Source organism: Pantoea sp. X-Soil-MYKO-1785, assembly GCF_059730675.1.
In genome coordinates, this window is record NZ_AP036000.1 from 1114377 (window position 1) to 1132597 (window position 18221).

The following is an 18221-nucleotide window of genomic DNA, read 5'->3' on the forward strand; positions in this document are numbered from 1 at the left end:
CAGGGGTAAGCCCGATTGTGACTGACAGCGACTGGGTTTTAATCATTGCCCGCACGCAGTTTGCGCTGACCATGGGCATGCACATTACCCTCGCGGCGCTGACGCTGGGGCTGGCCCCTTTTCTGGTGTGGTTTGAAGCGCGCTGGCTGTGGGGCAAACAGCAGGCCGCCCGCGATGCGCTGCACTTCTGGCTGACCATCTTTTCCCTGACGGTGGCCATTGGCGCGGTCTCTGGCGTGGTAATGGAGTTTCAGTTCGGCACTCACTGGGCGCGCTTTTCACATCAGGTCGGCGGCGTTATCGGGCCGTTGATGTTTTATGAGGTACTGATCGCCTTTTTTCTCGAATCGGCGCTGACCGGCGTAATGCTGTTTGGCTTCAATAAAATTCGTCCGGCAGTGCATTTCGCGGTGACCTGTCTGGTGGCGGCCGGGGCGTTTCTTAGCGCCTTCTGGATTCTGGCGGCTAATTCGTGGATGCATACGCCGGTCGGTTTCAGCCGTGATGAGAACGGCGTGTTTCTGGCCGAAAGCTGGCGTTCGATCTTACTATCCCCCTCTTTCCCGTGGCGCTTCAGCCATATGGTGATGGCATCACTGATTGCCGTGGCGGTACTGGTGATGGGCGTGGCGGCCTGGCGGCTGCGCCATTTTAAAGCTGAGGCTGCTTCGCGCCTGATGCTCAACAGTGCGCTGACCTTTCTGCTGTTTGCCGTGCCGCTGCAGATGGTTCTGGGCGATCTGCACGGTGAAAATACCCGTGACTATCAGCCGGCCAAACTGGCGGCTATCGAAGGCGGCTGGCATCCGCCGGCACCCGGCGAGGGCGAACCGCTGCGGCTGTTTGCGCTGCCGGATCAGCAGGCGCAGCGCAATCATCTGGAGATTAGCCTGCCCAATCTCGGCTCGCTCTATCTGCGGCATAACCTTACCGGCCACATCAAAAGTCTGAGCGAATTTCCCGCCGATGCGATCCCGCCGGTGCTGCCGGTGTTTTTCGCTTTTCGCCTGATGGTCGGCTTAGGCGGGGTGATCCTGCTGACCACGCTGGTGGCCAATGTGCAGCGCTGGCGCGGCCGGTTACCGGTCTCAGGGCGCTTGCTGCGCTGGCTGACGTGGCTCTCGCCAGCCGGCTTTGTCGCGCTGCTGTCAGGCTGGGTGGTGACCGAAGTCGGGCGGCAGCCGTGGACGGTCTATGGCATGGTGCGCACCGCACAGAGCGTGTCGCCGCTGGCGCTCAGCACCACACTCGGCATTTTCCTGGCGGTGTTGCTGATCTACGGGCTGGTATTCGCCCTCGGCTTACACTATCTGCTGCGCCGGATTAAGGGTGAACTGCCGTCGGGAAAACCGGTGGTTATTCAGCTGAAAACGCCCAATTAGGAGTCCGCCATGGCCGATCTTTCTGCGCTGATCATCTGTCTCTCGCTGCTGCTCTATCTGCTGCTGGATGGCACCGACCTCGGCGTGGGGATGCTGTTTTTCTGGTTTTACGACGAACCGCAGCGTGAACTGATGACCCACAGCATTCTGCCGGTCTGGGATGCCAATGAAACCTGGCTGGTGCTGGCCGCGGGCGGCTTGCTGGCGCTGTTTCCGCCGGTCTACAGCCTGCTGCTCAGTGAGCTGAGCGCGCCGCTGTTCGCCATGTTGCTGGCGCTGGTGGTGCGGGCGATGGCGCTGGAGTATCGCGCCCAGAGCAGCACCCGCTTACGTCACTGGCTGGACCGCATTATGGCCAGCAGTTCGGCGCTGGCGACCTTTATTCAGGGCTGGTGCGCCGGAATGATCATCAGCGCGCAGCCGAGCGGCCTGCCCGATGGGCTGAGCCTGGTGCCGCTGATCAGCGGCGTGGGCTTAATGGCAATCTATTCACTGCTGGCCTGCTGCTGGATCGGCTGGCGGATTGGCGACAAGGTGCAGCCGCTGGCCGAAGCGCAAAGCTGGCTGTGGTGGCTGCTGGCGCTGCTGGTGTTTCTGGTCGAACTCTATCTTAACGCCGACCTCTGGCAGCAAAGCTGGCAGCGCCCGCTGGGTAAAGTGGCTGGCGTGGCGATCGTCATCCTGTGGATCGCCTTGCCGCTGGCGCTGTGGCGCGCCCGGCCGCTGATGCAGCTTCTGGTGACGCTGACGCTGATCGGCGCAGTATTTATCGGATTGCTGTGCGGCCTTTATCCGTGGTTAGTGCCGCATCATTTCACCCTCAGTGAGAGCGCGTCATCACCGGTTACCCAGGGATTTGTGCTGGTGGGCGCGGCCATCGCCATGCCGCTGACGCTGCTTTACCATAGCTGGTCGTTCTGGATTGAACGACGCGGTAAATAAACCGACGCCCGCTATGCTTTAGGCAGATTGCCGTTCGGTGGGTGTGACTGACAGGAGGCGAGGCAACGGTGAAAAAAGAACAAATCAGCAGTCGGGATTACCCGATAAAAGAAAATGTCCGCTGGATACGCCGTGAATGGCTGATTCAGCGCGTCGGCGAGTATCTCCTGATCCTGCTGGTGATTCTCGGCGCGTGCGGACTGTTTTCCAAAGGGGTGCTGAGTAACGGCAGCGCCGTGTCGTCGGATGGCGCGATTCAGGTGGAATATGAACGTTTTGGCCGGGTTCAGAGCAATATGGACATGACAATCCGCATCAAATCACCGACGGCGGAGCGGTTCAGCGTCACCCTCGGTCAGGGGGCGCTGGATAATTTGCAAATTCAGACGCTGCAGCCGCAGCCGCTGGAGGCGATTACCTTCGGCAGCGACCTGCGGCTGACCTTCTCGTCGCGCGATTCCGGTCCGGATCACGCCATCTGGCTCGGCCTGCAGCCGCGCAGTCCCGGCCGTATTGCCGTCAGCGTCAGCAGCGGCGATCATCCGCCGGCCCGTTTCACCCAATGGATTTATCCCTGACAGGAGTGCTTTATGGAAACGGTTTTACGTGCGGCGGGTATTTATCTGGTGCTGATGGTGGTGATTAAAATCGCCGGCAGACGCACGCTGTTGCAGATGACCTCGTTCGACTTAATCCTGCTGCTGATCATCAGTGAAGCAACCCAGCAGGCGTTGCTGGGTGACGATTTTTCAGTGACCGGTGCCGCCCTGACCATTATCACGCTGGTAACCATCGATATTTTACTGGGGAAACTGAAAAACCGTTTTCCGGTGGTCGAACAGGCAATTGATGGCGGGCCGGTGATTCTGGTGGAGAATGGCAATTTACTGACCGAACGGATGAAAATGACCGGCATCAGCCCCGATGATGTGCTGGAAGCGGCACGATCGAGTCAGGGACTGGAACGCTTTGACCAGATAAAATATGCAGTGCTGGAGGTAAACGGCCACATTTCCATTATCCCGCTGCCGCAAAAATAATCGGCGGCGCGCTGTCAGGCCCTGCAGGCGTTGAGCTCCGGCGTCTGCAGAGCCTTTTTCCTGTCCGGTCAGCGCGTTAGCCCATCCCCGCCCGACGAACTTCACGCTTCGCTTATTCTGCCGTTCCCCTTGTGATTTTGCGGATTTAGTTCAGACTCAGCTCTCCACTCACGTTTTTATAACCAGAGCTGGCCTGACTCCCAATCAGCGTTATGCTTTCACGGTCAGGTTCAAAGTGAATAAATTTAACAGTTTTACCTTCTATCCGGTCACTGGCTGGCACATCGGGCCGCTTACCGGTCATCAGGCGCTGGTGCTGCAGTTTGGCTACCACGATCCCAAAGCCCCGTTCACCAAACGTCAGCAGGAATCTCTCTACTTCGGCATGACCCTGGAGATGGCGAAAAAGCTGGTGGTTAATCTGTCGGAACACATTGATTATGCTGAACAACACGCAACAGAGTCCTGAACCGGACGAGGGGGCTGGCGGTTAAGCATGAGCCGCTATTTTACCGCTCCAGCGGACGGTGCATAAACCCGCAGGGCCTGCGCAATCAGGCGAAAATGCGCCGGCGTCTGCCCGATAATCTCGCCGTCCGCATTGATGTAATGAGGACGACGCGTCTCAATGGTCAGTTCGGTAGTACTGAACGCCCGCACGTTACGCCAGCGCCCGTGGGTGCCGCGCCGCAGCGCGGGCAGCAGGGCGATCAGCTGCCAGCTTCGCTGCAACTCCAGACTGTAAACATCCAGCAGGCCGTCATCCGGGGTCGCGCGCTGTTCCACCGTCATGCCACCGCCATAAAACCGGCCATTGCCGACCGACACCTGCACGGTTTTGATCGGCGTTCGCTCGCCCTGATGGATCAGCGTGGCGCTGAACGGGCGACTCTGGCGCAACAGCCGCAGGGCAGCCAGCGCATAGCCGCCGATGCCCCAGCGTTTTTTCGATTCCGCCGTCAGATTGCGCGCCAGTTCCGCTGAAAAGCCGATGCTGCAGACGTTAAGAAACAGGTGCTGATTCACTTCACCGAGATCGACCGGGCGCAGCTGACCGTCAGCAATAATCTTCACCGCCTGCTCCAGGCCGGCACCGATACCGAGGGTGCGGGCGAAATCGTTGGCGGTGCCAAGCGGTAAAATTCCCAGTGGCAGGCCGGTCTGCATCAGGCCGGGCGCGGCAGCATTGAGCGTACCGTCGCCGCCGCCAACAATCACCGCATCAACGCGATCGGCGTAAGCGCTAATCAGCTCAGGGTAGCTGCGCGTATCCTCGGCGGGCGGCTGCAGCAGGGTGATACCGGCATCGGCAAGCAGCGATCTTGCCCGGCTGGCGTCGGTTCGCCCTTTACGCGAGCGCTGATTGATCAGTAGCAGGGCGGTGTTAAACGGTGCAGACATACCTGTGGTCTCTCCTGGTGGTAACGAGCCGGCAAGTACAGCACTGGCACTGCCGACTCACAACCGGCCTTGCGCTACTTTACGCAGCGCGACAGGCGTACCGACAGATAATAAAGATCGTCTACACTGCTAATGTTCAGGTCCATACGCAGGAGGAACAATGACGGAACACGAATTCAGAACGTTGTTAGCCGACCAGGGTTTTGATGAGCCGGTACTGGTTGAGCGCGCCGCCGCCACCCAGCTCGATAATCATGTCCATCCCTTTGAGGCGCTGGCCCTGATTCTCAGTGGCGACATCACCATCAGCACCGAGCAGAGTGACATCACCTATCACCCCGGAGAGACGTTCCATCTTCAGCCCAACGAACTGCACCGTGAGGCGTTCGGTCCGCAGGGCGTGCGTTATCTGGCGGGGCGCAAATACGATTAAGGCCCAATCTGAAACTTTATGACCTCTTCTGACGATCTTTTTACCCGTCTGGCACAGTCGCCGTTTCGCCAGCGTTTCCGGCTGGGACGGGCAGAATATGACTACGCCAGCAGCAAAGGCGAGGCGGTGCTGCGCCAGCATGCGGCGGAGTTTATCGCCCAGCGGCTGGCCCCGGCCCGGCCGGCCAATGACGGCAAACAGACACCGATGCGCGGCCATCCGGTGTTTATCGCCCAGCATGCCACCGCCATCTGTTGCCGCGGCTGCCTGAGTAAATGGCACCACATTGCGCCGGGCCAGCCGCTGAGCGCCGGGCAGCAGGCGTATCTGGTGGCGGTGTTATTGCAGTGGATTGACCAGCAGATGCAACGACCGGCACCGCCTGCCCGACCGCAGAAAGCGAAGGCAAAACCGGATGACGATCCGCAACTGGCATTATGGTGAGGGCGTGAATATCGGGCGGATAGCGATTTTTCTGGCGGAAACTGGCCCTTTTTCATTCCTGGTTTATTCTTAAATCTTTCCTGGCCGCGCTATGCCAGGATTAAAACCTGACACGGCAACTATTCAAAACAGAGGGAATTATGAAGAAAACAATTATTGCACTGTCTGCTATTTTACTGGCTTCGCCAGTTTTTGCCGCGACCACCACAGACAACACCGTTGCAGAAGCGCATAAAGGCGCGGATACCGCGAAAGAAAAGCTGCATCAGACCCAGCATCAGGGCGAAGAGTTAAAACTCAAGTCCGAGCATGCGGCTGAAGGCAAAAGCGATGCCACCAGCAGCAAAGTGACGGAAGGCGCGCAGAAAGGCTGGAACAAGACCAAAGAAGGCACCGAGAAAGGCTGGGATAAAACCAAGCAGGGTGCTGAAGATCTGAAAAACAAAGCGACTAACTAAGCCGCCCTGTTTGCTGGATAGAACAGATTGAAAAAGAAACCCACCGTCAGGTGGGTTTTTTTATTTACTTTTTGCTCGTGCTGGCGGTTTTTTCCGCCTCGGCGGCGGCTAATGCCGAGACTTTGATTTCGGCTTCAGCTGCTGCATCCGCTGCAGCGGCGGCGGCTTCAGCCGCCGCTTCGGCCGCGGTATCTGACTGTTTCTTGCCTTCCTCGATCACCTCTTCATCAATCTCTTCGATGTTTTCGCGGTTATCGCGGCCTGACAGCAGATTCCAGCAGGCGATAAACAGCGCGGCGATCACCGGGCCGATGACAAAGCCATTAATGCCGTAGATTTCCATGCCGCCCAGCGTGGCGATCAGAATCAGGTAGTCAGGCATTTTGGTATCTTTGCCGACCAGCAGCGGACGGAGAATGTTATCCACCAGGCCAACAATCACCACAAAGAAGCCGACCAGGAACAGGCCTTTCCACAGCGCGCCGGTGGCAAAGAAGAACACCGCCGCCGGTACCCAGATGATGGCGGAACCGACCGCCGGAATCAGTGACAGGAACGCCATCAGCGCACCCCACAGCAGGCTGCCGTCGATGCCGGTAAACCAGAACGCCAGGCCGCCGAGTATCCCCTGAACCACCCCGACTACCACCGTGCCTTTCACCGTGGCACGTGCGACCGCAGCAAATTTCACCAGCAGGTGGTGCTTAACGTAGGTCGACAGTGGCAGCGCTTCCAGGATCAGATGCACCAGGTATGAGCCATCTTTCAGCAGGAAAAACAGCAGATAGAGCATTACGCCAAAGCCCACGGTGAAGCTAAAGGTGCCTTTACCGATGATGAAGGCGCTGCCCGCGACGTACTGGCCGCCCTTCAGGGCGAATGACGAGAGCTTCTCCTGAATCTGCGTGGCGTTATCCAGATTATTTTCGGCGAGGAAATGTTTCGCCCAGCGCGGCAAATGCTGTAACAGGTCAGCAAACACCACCGGGAACTGCGCCGAGTTAGTCTGGAGCTTGTGATAAACCGCGTTGGTTTCGACCACCAGCGAGGAGGCGATAATTGCCAGCGGCGTGAACACAATCAGGCAGATACAGAGCAGGGTCAGCAACGCCGCCAGGCCATTACGTTCGCCCAGTCGGGTCCGCAGGTAGGTTTTGAGCGGATGGAAAATCACCGCCAGAATCGCCGCCCATAAAATCGGCGAAAAATAGGGTGACAGCACCTCAAAAAAGGCGAGGGTAGCAATCGCCAGAATCAGAATGAAAAAACCGATGTTCAATCCTTTAAAACGCATGGAAAAACCTCATGGTAAACGTCCCCTGATAATCCTGATTGCCGCGTGTGCTGCGCGTAGCCTCGTTCAGACGAGCGCTATCGGGCAGCTTTCGCGTCAGGATTTTACTCTGTTAAGGGTGCCAGCTACAGCACCATTCTGACTAACAAATTGAAAGATAAGGCGCAGCTTATCAGCCAGCCGATGCCGCCCGCAGCATGACCTGAGCTGCGCGCAGGGCTTAGCGCTTTGCCGACGCGCTAAATCCTACACTAGCGTAGCGGTTTCACCGATTATTGGTAGCAAACAGATTCACGCTCGCGGGCGGCGCTGCCGATAATCCTCAAAGCGCAATGAAACGATGAAGGTGAATAATGAACAGAATAGTGATGTCAGGCGTGCTGCTGATGCTGTTAAGCGGCTGCGCCACCAAACAGTATCCGCAGGCGTCTGCGGTAACGCCTGAAGAGACGGCGGTGCTGGATTGTAAACTGCTGGATCAGGCGATCGTTAAAGCCCACCACGTGCAGAGTGAGATTGATCAAACCGGCCGCTTCGATGCGCTGACCGTGATGGGCTTTATCGGGGATTTTGGTATCGGTAACGGCATTGCGAAGCACAACGCCAGCCATAGAGCGGATACGCGACTGCAGCAGTTGCAGTCGCTGAAAGCCGCAAAATGCAGCCAGCGCGTGGCCTGAGCCACTGGCTGCCTGAGGGATTAGCCGCGCGTGCGCTGGCTGAGGTGCTGCATCCTGACATTTTCCGCCGCGCGTTTACCGGCGAGGAAGGCGTGATCCGAATTGTAATACTCCCACTCGCTGTAACGGCCGGATAAGTGAATATCCTGGGTCAGCAGCCACTGCCGGATCAGCGCCACATTGCGGCTGCGCGCATGGTCATACACCACATAGGCGTAGGGCATATCAACCTGCGACGCGCACAGCAGCCGATCGTCTTCGCGGATCATCCCGACCCGGATGCAGTCCTGACGGCAGCGCTCAATCAGCGCTTCGCCCTCCAGCGGCAGTGGGTTGGCGGCATTGTAGGTGATCTCGCAGGTTAAGCCGAAACCGCCGGGCGGGTTACAGTGCGGACTGGCATTGCCCTGCACGAAGATGCGATGAAACAGGGTATCGCCGGGATAGTAAATCCAGTGTTTATCGGTCAGCCCGGTGCGGCCGATCCCCAGATTGACGCAGCGGACCGAAACAAACTGCAGCTGCTGCGCCGCCTGCTGCACCGTGTCCGGCACCTCATCGCCCATCAGTTTAATCAGCTCCGGCAGCGGCATAGTGCTGATCAGCTGGTGATAGCGATAGTGGCGTCCGTCGGCCAGCAGCGCAACGTGCGCCTGCGGATGCAGCCGGATCAAGCGCGCCCCGGTCTCAAGCTGGCACTTCAGATGCGGCAGAAAGCCGGACATTAAAGCCTGGAAGCCGCCCCGCAGCGGATAGCCAAAGCGGGCATTCGGACCGACCGGTTTCGCCAGCGGTTGCAGCGCGCCATCAATAATCTGCGCCAGATCCGGCAACGGCACCCGTCCGCCCAGCCACGAGGTTTCCATTTCGGTCAGCGGCACTTTCCACAGCTTCTGGTTGTAGGGCAGGGCGAAGTGTCGTGCGATGCCTTTACCCCAGGTACGCAGGATAAAGTGATGGAAATCTTCCTGATCCTGCACCTCGCCGACGTCGTTGCCCTCATCAGGCAGCGCCCCGTCGGCGCAGCAGTCACGCCGCTGACGCGCCCGCTCCAGCGGCACGGCGACCGGCGCACTTTCGCCATAACGCGCTTCAATCGCCCCCAGCACGCACTCCTTCACCACCTCAACCGGCAAACCATGCAGCGCTGACTGGAACGGATAGCGGGTAAAGACGCCGTCGGTGTAGACCCAGGCTTCACGCGCCTGCCAGTGCAGGTTGTCGCCCAGCAGCATCTGATACAGCTGCAGCACGTAAGGGTCCTGCGAAAACATAATGTGGCCGGCGTAATCGAAGGTGAAGCCCTGATCCTCAACCGACCGGCACCAGCCGCCAGGTGTGGCATTTTTTTCCAGCAGCACCGCGCTTTCACCGTAGTGATAACCGGCGCTCAGGCCGGTCGGCCCGGCACCGATAATCAGGCACTCCACCGCGGCACTCTCCAGCATCGCCGGGGTTAGGGCGCTGACGTTGGTTCGCTGCGGTTCGGTCAGCGGCAGGCTGGCCGCGGTGTGTGGTTGTTTGCGGGTCAGCGCCTGCTGGATCAACCCGTATACCTGTTCCACCGTACGGTCCCAGGAGGTGGCAGCGACTTTTGCCTGCATTTTCCCCGCCAGCGCCAGCCGGTCGGCAGCGCTAAGGGCGATTGCCCGTTCACAGGCGGCGATAAACTGCTGATGATCACCGGCGACGGCGACCTCATCGGCATAATGGCGGGCGACATCGGTGATGGCGGTACTGACAATCGGCAGTTGCGCCGCCATATACTCCAGCACTTTGGTCGGCGAAATGTAGCGGGTCGAAGCGTTGAGCGCGAATGGCATCAGGCAGACATCCCAGCCGGCGAGGAACTGCGGCAGCGCCTGATAAGGCTGCTGGCCGAGCCAGTGAATGTTGTCGCGCTGCGGCAGGCTGGCCGGATCGATTTTCACCACCGGGCCGACCATAATAATCTGCCAGTCGGGATGACTGTCAGCCAGCGCGGCGATCAGCGGCAGATCGATGCGCTCATCCAGCACGCCATAGTAGCCAAGACGCCGGGCGGGAATCGAATCCTGCAACGGATGGCGGTTGCTGCGATCGCGCGCCTGCTCAAAATGAACCGCATCGACGCTGCTCGGGAAGCAGTACACCTGCGGATGTTTATCGCGTTTGGCTTCATACAGGCTGGAGCCGCCGGTAAACACCAGATCGGCACGGGTCATCAGCGCTGACTCGCGCTGCTGAAGCTGGCGCGGGGCATTGTGAAAAGCAGAAAGCTCATCCATGCAGTCGTAAATTACCAGCGCCGGATTAAACGGCGTCAGCAACGGCAGCGCCATCGGCGTATAAAACCACACCAGCGGCTGTTCATCTTCGTCCATCAGGGGGGCCAGCAGCAGTTGCAGCGGGGCGATCTGGCTGTCGTGAAATCCGGCAGCCTGAATATCGGTATGCGGCTGGATCACCGTAATATTGGCGGCGGGCTGACTCTGATGCAGCCCTGGCGGCCCGGCCTGCCAGACCGGCTCTTCAACAAACAGCACCCGATAGTGCTGCGCCAGGCGCGTCAGCAACTGCTGCGGACGCTGAAAGACAAATCCCCAACGTAGATGACTGAAAACAATGAGTACAGGCGGGTTATTCATAGCGGACTCCTGACAATGCCGTTGTGATTGTTGGATGTGTTGCAACGATTGCTGCGCCTGGCGCAAAGCGTCAGCGTAAGGGTGCTGTAACTGGCGGGCGTAAGGATCGGGTCCCAGACGATCGAGATCCCACAGGCCGCTGCGGGTCCAGAAGGTGGGTTGCTCCCATAAAGGACGATCAAGGATGGGATAGAGGCAGATGCCGAGCAGGTCGACGCCAGCCAGCAGCGCCTGCGCGACCTGGGCGCCAATCTGGCCGATCCAGGCACCGCGTCCGCTGCCGACGTGACTGGTCTCCGCCAGCAGCAGCGGGCGCTGATAGCGCTGATAGACCTGCCGGAGCAGCTGATGTAACGGCGCACGACGGGGGTCGCCAAGGTGCCAATAGAGGCGCTGATTCGATCCCTGCTGCCACTGATTATCGTGGTAGTAATTCACGCCAATCAAGTCGAGATAGCGTTCTGCTCCTCCGAGTTCAGGATGCAGCCTGCCGCTCAGCATGTCCCACGCCTGATACTGGGTTTCGCGCATCAGCGCGGCGGTCTGAACGCTGCCGGGATCGGCCGGATCGGGAACGATGTGGATCAGCGGATCGCAGTGCAGCAGACGCGCCCGGGGATCGGCCTGCCAGATCGCATCGCAGGCCGCCAGCGTGGCCCGCACCAGCTGCTGTTTAGCGGCATCGGCGCGATCCGGCTGCGGGCAACTGGCGCAGGCGAATACGCCTACCGAGATACCCCAGCTGAGAAAAGAGATTTCATTCATCGGCGAATAGACCGGCGCGCTGTGATACCAGGGCGCAAGAAAGCGCGCCAGCGCGCCGCAAAAGGCGGCAAAACGGCTGACAAAGTCGCGGTCAAACAGGTTCAGGTCGTCGGGCCAGCCGTAATGGCAGAAGGTCCAGCTGAGCTGGATGCCCTGTTGTTGTGCCGCCTGCATCCGGGCGGCGACGGTCGAAAAGTCGTAGCGGCCATCCCGTTCGCACAGTCGCCAGCCGACGCTTTCGCGCACGGTTCGGATAGCGAACGGCGCCAGTGCAGCATAATCCTCTGCCGCACGCGCCTGGTGTTGATTCAGGTCGTTCATCGACAGCGCAACGCCTGCAGGATTGATGTGATCGGCACCTTCATAGCCGGCCTGCCAGAAACTGGTAAAAGGGGTCATGGCATCTCCCGGTAAACAGCAACACCTATCCCGCTGACAAGCCGTGGGGGAACGGGTCAGGTGGCAGGGGCAATATGTAAAGCAGACTGGCTGGTCTGGCCACTCTGTACTGGCGGGCGCTCCTTGCCAGAATCAGCCGACGCGGCGTTGCAGGCAGCAGGGCCTGGCGCATTGACGACGAGTGAGGGATAGCGGGTAGCAACACGCGGCGCTATCGGCGGGAAAAATTGCTGGCTTCTCGTTGAGTTACTGAAGGTTATGGAAGCCTTACTGGAAAGTATAGGTAAGGTCGGCCCCTTCGCAATGTATTGATGTAAAAAGAAAAAGCACAGCGGTAAAATATGGCCGTTATAAATCAGGAAAATTTAACTTTTAAAATTTCACGCCCGACGATAAGCGAAACGTCACCGATAACGGGCCATTTTAAGCTTTGTGAACCTTTTCCATGAGATGCAAACCGGGCAGACTCAGCGGCCGACAAAGCTGCTGCTTCGCTTGCCTTTTCATCTTCCAGCAGCATGATTAATTTATCACTGGCCTCGATCGGCAGGCGGTTTACCGGCCAGCCCAGGCATCGTGGCTCTTTTTGACTGACAGGATGTTTCACTGCTTATGTTTTCATTCGACTGGCACCGTTTCTTACTCAACGATCAACCCGCCACTTTTCTGTTTGAGGTGGTGGCAAGAGTGATGATCGCTTATCTGGTGGTGTTCACCTTTTTGAAAGTCTCGGGTCGCCGCGGGGTGCGACAGCTGTCGCTGTTCGAACTGGTGGTCATTCTGACGCTTGGCTCCGCGTCGGGTGATGTCACTTTCTATGACGATGTGCCGGTGTTGCCGGTGATCATGGTGTTTGTGGTGTTGCTGACGCTCTACCGGCTGACCACCCTGCTGACTGCGCGCAGCCCGCGCTTTTCACGACTGATTCAGGGCGATGTGATTACGCTGATCAAACAGGGATTGTATGTGCTGGAGAGCCTCGATCATCTGAACATTTCAGAAGATGAGTTCTACATGGAGTTGCGGCAGAGTGGGGTAGAGCATCTGGGGCAGATCCGGCTGGCGCTGGTGGAAGTGGATGGTCAGCTGAGCATCTACTTTTACAATGACGATGAAATGCGTGCCGGGTTAAGCGTATTACCGCCAGAACACCGCCAGGATTTCGATACCGTGCCGCACAGCGGACTCTATGCCTGTACCCACTGCGGCCAGACGCAGCAGATCGCCAGTCAGCAGCAAGCGATCTGCCCGCGTTGCCAGCGCCTGCGCTGGTCGGTCGCGCTGAACACCCGCCGCCTGCACTGACGGCGGGCGTCAGGTCAGGTCAGGCTGCGGATGAACTGGAGTGATAACCCGTTGTGCGATCTGACCGGGATTGCATACGCCGGACAATTTTCTGAAATTCCGGGCATAGCAGGTGATCGCTGGCAGGACAGTGCGCGACGTGTCTCAAACCATCACGGACCTTTTTCAACTGACGAATCGTGTTATCGATCTCGTCGGCTTTAGCGATGAGCAAGAGCCGATCCAGTGAGAGTTTACCCTGTGCATCAAACAGACTGGCAATCTCATCCAGAGTAAAACCGGCGCTGCGGCCCAGTGTGATCAGCGCCAGTTTTTCAAGCACGCTGGCGCAGTATTGCCGACGTAATCCTTTGCGGCCGATCGATTTGATCAGCCCCTTCTTTTCATAAAAACGCAGCGCTGAAGGCGCAAGCCCGCTGCGATCGGCGACATCAGCAATATCAAGTTCTTTTATCATTGACTTAAACCTCACTTCACGTTGCATCCTCTGAATCAGCATACCATCAGACGATTATCACAGGAGAATTCACGTGACTGAGATACTGCTTACCGGGCTGCTGGCGACCCTTATTATGGATGGCTGGAGCCTGGCCCGACGCTACCTGTTCGCGGTACCTTCCCTTAATTACGCCCTCGTTGGCCGCTGGATACTGTGGATGCGTAAAGGACGTTACTTTCATCACACCATTCACGATACGCCTGCAGTCAAAGGCGAAACCGTTACAGGATGGGCCGTCCACTACCTCACAGGAATGGCTTTTGCCTTTATTCCGCTGTGGTGGCAAGGCCAGCAGTGGCCAGAACATCCCGATCTATTAAGCGCAGTGATAAGCGGCCTTCTTAGCCTGATGGCTCCCTTTTTCATCATGCAACCCGCCCTCGGGTGGGGGATCGCCGCGTCGAAGACGCCCGTGCCGGGCAAAGCCAGGCTGAACAGCGCTGTGACTCATCTGGTTTACGGGCTGGGACTTTATTTAGCTGCTGTCGGGCTACAGTCACTGACCTGAGCCGCAGCAAAACAGGTATTGAGGAGGCGTTTTTGCTGGATCTATTGTGATTGAACGGCGGTTAAACCGGTCGCGACATCTTTCCGGTTACCACATAACTTTGCCTGCCACTGACAGAAAATCAAACAGATTCGGGCAGCATAGCGACCTCCATCCCCCTTCAGGAGTCACCGATGAGTCGCAGGCTGGCCAGTGCGTTACTGTTTTTGCTGTTATCGTTTGGCGCGTTTTCACAGCAGGTGATGAGTGAGAGTCATCCTCACGCACACAGCGCACGGTTACTGGAGCAGGGGAGCCTGGCGGATACCGCCGATACTCCGGATGAACATCTGCAGGAGCGGCCGGAGCGGCGGGTCAGCCTGCAATGCAGGCCGTGGCGGATGTAGCGTCCGGCGCAACCGGCGAGAAGGCAGCCGGTGCGCCGAGGCGTGCGGGTTACAGGGTGGCCTGGGTGGCCATCATGCCGGGCACCAGAATCACTTTGCGGCACTCTTCCTGTCGCTTCTCAAAAATCTCATAACCCCGGGCGGCGTCTTCCAGCGGCAGATGATGGGTAACAATCTCTTCCGGCTTAAGATGACCCTGTTCGATCAGTTTAAGCAGGTCGGGCAGGTAGGCGTGAACGTGGGTCTGGCCCATCTTAAAGGTCAACCCTTTATCAAACGCATCGCCGAACAGGAAGCCGTGAATAAAACCAGCGTAGACGCCCGGCACGCTGACGATCCCGCCACGCCGTACCGCCGCAATACACTGACGCAGTGCCTTTCCGCTGCTGCCTTCCAGCTTGAGGTTGCTGAGCACGGTTTCCGTCAGGCTGCCTTTGGCCTCAAACCCGACCGCATCGATTACCGCATCGACCCCACGGTGGCCCGCGCTGTGTTCAATGATCCAGCCGGCCGGATCGTCGATCTGATCGAAGTTGATCGGAATCACCCCGTAGCGATCGCGGGCAAAGTTCAGGCGATAGTCGTTATGGTCGATCATGTAGATCTGTTCGGCTCCCTCCAGGCGGGCACAGGCGGCGCTGAGTAATCCCACCGGACCGGCACCAAAAATCGCCACGCTGGAGCCCGGTTTAACGTCGGCATTTTTAACCGCCTGCCACGCGGTAGGCAGGATATCGGAGAGGAACAGCACTTTCTCATCTGACAACAGTGACGGTACTTTAAACGGGCCGGTATTGGCTTTCGGCACCCGAACATATTCCGCCTGTCCGCCCGGCACGCCGCCATACAGTTTGCTGTAACCAAACAGCGCTGCGGGTGGAGTGATGTTTTTACGATTAAGGATCGCCCCCCGGCCGCTGTTGGTGGTTTCGCAGGCGGCATACTGATGCAGATGGCAGAAGAAACAGTCACCGCAGGCGATAACAAACGGGATCACCACCCGATCGCCTTTGGCGACGGCCGTAACGGCGCTGCCCGTTTCCACCACTTCACCCATAAACTCATGACCGAAAATATCACCATGGCCGGTGCCGGGGATCTTGCCGCGATAGAGGTGCAGATCGGAGCCACAAATCGCGGTGGCGGTGACGCGCAAAATAATGTCATCGGCGGCTTCAAGTCCCGGATCGGGCACGTTATCAACGCTGACTTTATGCGGACCGTGATAGGTTAATGCTTTCATCTGTTAAGCTCCTGCGGGCTAGTGGACGGTAACCACGTGCTGGCACGCGGCAACTAAGCGGGGAGATTCAGGAAACCTGAAACCTGAAACCTGCCTGAAGTGTAGCCAGCATCCCGCCAGTAAGCAGAGCGGCAGGGTCAGATGCGCCGGTCCGACCCGCTTGATAAGGTTATAGATCGCGCTGCGAAATAGCCGATCAGTCCGGGATGATGCGTTACCAGCCGGGCAGGGCGTCGAATGCCCGTCGGTAAGCGGTGTCGATTTGGAGCGGCACCTGTTCAATGTAGCGACGCGCATGTTCACGCGTGTCACCTTCCAGCCGCTGCAGGTATGCCACCGCCTCATCAAGGGCAGGAATACGGCCTTCGACGCCCGCCATGCAGGCGGGTAGTGCGGTCCAGATCAAACCTTCAATGCCTCTGGCTCGCGCCCACTCCGCCAGCGGTCCCGCTGAGGTGTCGGTAACCGTCAGAATGCCCAGCCCATCCTCCCGGCTCTCCGGAATGCCTTCCCGCTCACGCAGCGCGCGGCAGGCGGTCGCCAGTGAGGCGGTATTCAGCCAGGCCCACAACACCGGTACCGGCGTAGCATTGAGGCAGATGGCCGTCGCCAGTTCACCTCCTTCACTGATGCGGACAAACTCAATCGGCACCCGCGGACCATCGCGATGCCAGGGGCTGGCCACCGGCAACGCACCCGATTTCCAGATCAGCGAGCCCCAGCCAAGGCAGGCAATTTTCATTCTGTTCTCCTGTGTCGTGTGTCAGCGTCACGCCTGAAGCATAGCCAAAGCGTAGCCCGTCCGGCTCATTCATCGCGCTATCAGGCGATGTCAGGGCGGTAAAACATCGTTAAAAGTGGCATTATCGGGCAGTGACACGGCGCGCAACCTGACGGTTTTTTCAGCGATTTATGCGTATAAAACCGCATAACTTGAACTTTTATCGTCAGGTAGTGTAAAAAGATGCGCACGCAATCGATTACCTGTGCGTCAGCGGGTCAGGAAACCATCCTGGCGAAAATGCTGACGCAGTGATGTCTGGCCCGGAGCGGACGCGGCAAGCTGACGCTTTCTGCTCTGGCAGTCAGATGACTGGCGGCTTTTAAACGGGAAGGGCAGATGAAAACCACGCAAACAGGCACGCTGGGCGCGCTTGAAAGTGACGTCGATACGGCATGGCGCAAAACCGATACCCTATGGATGCTGGGCTTATACGGCACTGCGATTGGTGCCGGCGTACTGTTTCTGCCGATTAATGCCGGCGTGGGTGGACTGATCCCGCTGATCATTATGGCGATCCTGGCCTTTCCGCTGACCTTCTTTGCGCACCGCGCCCTGACGCGCTTTGTGCTCTCCGGAAAAAATCCGGCGGGTGACATCACCGACGTGGTCGAAGAGCATTTTGGCATCGGTGCCGGAAAGCTGATTACGCTGCTCTACTTCTTTGCCATCTACCCGATTCTGCTGATGTACAGCGTTGCCATTACCAACACGGTTGAGAGCCTGATGGTCAATCAGCTGGGACTGGTGCCGCCACCGCGCATCCTGCTGTCGCTGTTGTTGATTGTCGGCCTGATGATGATTGTGCGTTTTGGTGAGCAGATGATCGTCAAAGCGATGAGCGTGCTGGTTTATCCGTTTGTGGCGGTTCTGATGCTGATGGCCTGCTATCTGATCCCGCACTGGCACGGGGCCGCGCTGACCACCCTGAGCAGCGCTGCGCCTGGCGGCAACGGTTTATGGATGACGCTGTGGCTGGCGATCCCGGTGATGGTCTTCTCCTTCAACCATTCGCCGATCATCTCGTCGTTTGCCGTGGCGAAGCGTGAAGAGTATGGCGCGGCGGCTGAGAAGAAGTGTTCCCGCATTCTGGCCTGCGCCCATCTGCTGATGGTGGTAACGGTGATGTTTTTTGTCTTCAGCTGCGTACTGAGCCTGTCGCCCGCCGATTTGCACGCCGCCAAGGCGCAGAACATCACCATTCTTTCCTATCTGGCTAACCATTTTCAGGTGCCGGTGATCGCCTGGCTTGGCCCGATAATTGCGATTGTGGCGATCACCAAATCGTTCCTCGGGCACTATCTGGGCGCGCGTGAAGGCTTTAACGGCATGGTGAATAAGGCGCTGCGCAGCCGCGGCAAACAGATCGCGCCCGCCCGGCTGAACCGCCTGACCTCACTGTTTATGTTGCTCACCACCTGGCTGGTGGCCACTCTCGATCCCAACATTCTCGGGATGATTGAGACCCTCGGTGGCCCGGTGATTGCGATGATCCTGTTCCTGATGCCGATGTACGCGATTCAGAAAGTCCCGGCGATGCGTCAGTACAGTGGCAAAATCAGTAATCTGTTTGTGATGCTGACCGGCCTGATCGCCATCTCAGCCATCTTCTACTCACTGGCGCACTGAGCGGT

At 58.3% G+C, this 18221-nt stretch carries 20 protein-coding genes; 13 read left to right on the forward strand and 7 right to left on the reverse strand.

Annotation, left to right across the window (positions count from 1 at the left end):
• The first annotated feature begins 17 nt into the window (after positions 1-17).
• From AC6I8D_RS05115 to AC6I8D_RS05135, 5 genes are all read left to right on the forward strand, one after another.
• Positions 18-1382: a cytochrome ubiquinol oxidase subunit I gene (locus tag AC6I8D_RS05115; protein ID WP_312758130.1), complete on the forward strand. Its 1365-nt coding sequence runs from the start codon at positions 18-20 to the stop codon at positions 1380-1382.
• Between the two features lie 9 nt (positions 1383-1391).
• Positions 1392-2324, forward strand: coding sequence for a cytochrome d ubiquinol oxidase subunit II (locus tag AC6I8D_RS05120; RefSeq protein ID WP_497819739.1), 933 nt, complete (start codon positions 1392-1394; stop codon positions 2322-2324).
• A 68-nt stretch (positions 2325-2392) separates the two neighbouring features.
• The gene (locus AC6I8D_RS05125) at positions 2393-2902 is read left to right on the forward strand and encodes a hypothetical protein (RefSeq protein WP_497819740.1); all 510 of its coding nucleotides are present in this window, start codon (positions 2393-2395) and stop codon (positions 2900-2902) included.
• Between the two features lie 12 nt (positions 2903-2914).
• The gene (locus AC6I8D_RS05130; RefSeq protein ID WP_312053610.1) at positions 2915-3364 is read left to right on the forward strand and encodes a DUF421 domain-containing protein; all 450 of its coding nucleotides are present in this window, start codon (positions 2915-2917) and stop codon (positions 3362-3364) included.
• A 235-nt stretch (positions 3365-3599) separates the two neighbouring features.
• Positions 3600-3833, forward strand: coding sequence for a hypothetical protein (locus AC6I8D_RS05135; protein ID WP_031377290.1), 234 nt, complete (start codon positions 3600-3602; stop codon positions 3831-3833).
• Between the two features lie 35 nt (positions 3834-3868).
• Here AC6I8D_RS05135 and AC6I8D_RS05140 read toward each other — a convergent pair whose 3' ends face one another.
• A complete protein-coding gene (locus AC6I8D_RS05140; protein ID WP_312053613.1) occupies positions 3869-4765 on the reverse strand; it encodes a lipid kinase in 897 nt (298 codons plus the stop codon).
• 160 nt (positions 4766-4925) lie between these two features.
• On the opposite strand from AC6I8D_RS05140, the gene AC6I8D_RS05145 reads away from it, so the two are divergent.
• The 3 genes from AC6I8D_RS05145 (at position 4926) to AC6I8D_RS05155 (ending at position 6100) form a co-directional block, all read left to right on the forward strand.
• Positions 4926-5198 carry a cupin domain-containing protein gene (locus AC6I8D_RS05145; protein WP_497819741.1) on the forward strand — a complete coding sequence of 91 codons (273 nt, stop codon included), beginning with the start codon at positions 4926-4928 and terminating at the stop codon, positions 5196-5198.
• 18 nt (positions 5199-5216) lie between these two features.
• Positions 5217-5642: a DUF4186 domain-containing protein gene (locus tag AC6I8D_RS05150; protein WP_312053617.1), complete on the forward strand. Its 426-nt coding sequence runs from the start codon at positions 5217-5219 to the stop codon at positions 5640-5642.
• Between the two features lie 140 nt (positions 5643-5782).
• Positions 5783-6100, forward strand: coding sequence for a KPN_00521 family repetitive protein (locus tag AC6I8D_RS05155; RefSeq protein WP_312053619.1), 318 nt, complete (start codon positions 5783-5785; stop codon positions 6098-6100).
• Between the two features lie 64 nt (positions 6101-6164).
• On the opposite strand, the gene AC6I8D_RS05160 is transcribed toward AC6I8D_RS05155, so the two are convergent.
• On the reverse strand, positions 6165-7394 hold the full coding sequence (locus tag AC6I8D_RS05160; protein WP_497819742.1) for an AI-2E family transporter: 1230 nt from the start codon (positions 7392-7394) through the stop codon (positions 6165-6167).
• 353 nt (positions 7395-7747) lie between these two features.
• On the opposite strand from AC6I8D_RS05160, the gene AC6I8D_RS05165 reads away from it, so the two are divergent.
• Positions 7748-8074 (forward strand): hypothetical protein, encoded by a 327-nt coding sequence (locus tag AC6I8D_RS05165; RefSeq protein ID WP_497819743.1) that lies wholly within the window; start codon positions 7748-7750, stop codon positions 8072-8074.
• Between the two features lie 20 nt (positions 8075-8094).
• Here AC6I8D_RS05165 and AC6I8D_RS05170 read toward each other — a convergent pair whose 3' ends face one another.
• Together AC6I8D_RS05170 and AC6I8D_RS05175 are read right to left on the reverse strand one after the other, a co-directional pair.
• Positions 8095-11865 (reverse strand): FAD-dependent oxidoreductase, encoded by a 3771-nt coding sequence (locus tag AC6I8D_RS05170; RefSeq protein WP_497819744.1) that lies wholly within the window; start codon positions 11863-11865, stop codon positions 8095-8097.
• Between the two features lie 355 nt (positions 11866-12220).
• Entirely contained in the window at positions 12221-12472 is a 252-nt protein-coding gene (locus AC6I8D_RS05175) for a hypothetical protein (protein ID WP_312053624.1), read from the reverse strand.
• Between the two features lie 5 nt (positions 12473-12477).
• Here AC6I8D_RS05175 and AC6I8D_RS05180 point away from each other — a divergent pair, with 5 nt between their 5' ends.
• Entirely contained in the window at positions 12478-13170 is a 693-nt protein-coding gene (locus AC6I8D_RS05180; protein ID WP_497819745.1) for a DUF421 domain-containing protein, read from the forward strand.
• 19 nt (positions 13171-13189) lie between these two features.
• Here the strand turns inward: AC6I8D_RS05180 and AC6I8D_RS05185 are convergent, their stop codons facing one another.
• Positions 13190-13624 carry a helix-turn-helix domain-containing protein gene (locus tag AC6I8D_RS05185; RefSeq protein WP_497820654.1) on the reverse strand — a complete coding sequence of 145 codons (435 nt, stop codon included), beginning with the start codon at positions 13622-13624 and terminating at the stop codon, positions 13190-13192.
• Positions 13625-13700: 76 nt separating this feature from the next.
• Between AC6I8D_RS05185 and AC6I8D_RS05190 the strand changes: the two genes are divergently transcribed.
• The gene (locus AC6I8D_RS05190; RefSeq protein WP_497819746.1) at positions 13701-14177 is read left to right on the forward strand and encodes a DUF2938 domain-containing protein; all 477 of its coding nucleotides are present in this window, start codon (positions 13701-13703) and stop codon (positions 14175-14177) included.
• A gap of 173 nt (positions 14178-14350) precedes the next feature.
• Complete coding sequence (locus tag AC6I8D_RS05195; protein WP_497819747.1) at positions 14351-14563, forward strand: hypothetical protein; 213 nt, start codon at positions 14351-14353, stop codon at positions 14561-14563.
• 49 nt (positions 14564-14612) lie between these two features.
• On the opposite strand, the gene AC6I8D_RS05200 is transcribed toward AC6I8D_RS05195, so the two are convergent.
• Positions 14613-15806 (reverse strand): zinc-dependent alcohol dehydrogenase, encoded by a 1194-nt coding sequence (locus tag AC6I8D_RS05200; RefSeq protein ID WP_312053630.1) that lies wholly within the window; start codon positions 15804-15806, stop codon positions 14613-14615.
• 214 nt (positions 15807-16020) lie between these two features.
• Positions 16021-16548 carry a hypothetical protein gene (locus AC6I8D_RS05205; protein ID WP_497819748.1) on the reverse strand — a complete coding sequence of 176 codons (528 nt, stop codon included), beginning with the start codon at positions 16546-16548 and terminating at the stop codon, positions 16021-16023.
• A 378-nt stretch (positions 16549-16926) separates the two neighbouring features.
• Between AC6I8D_RS05205 and AC6I8D_RS05210 the strand changes: the two genes are divergently transcribed.
• Positions 16927-18216, forward strand: coding sequence for an HAAAP family serine/threonine permease (locus AC6I8D_RS05210; RefSeq protein WP_497819749.1), 1290 nt, complete (start codon positions 16927-16929; stop codon positions 18214-18216).
• The last annotated feature ends 5 nt before the right edge of the window (positions 18217-18221 follow it).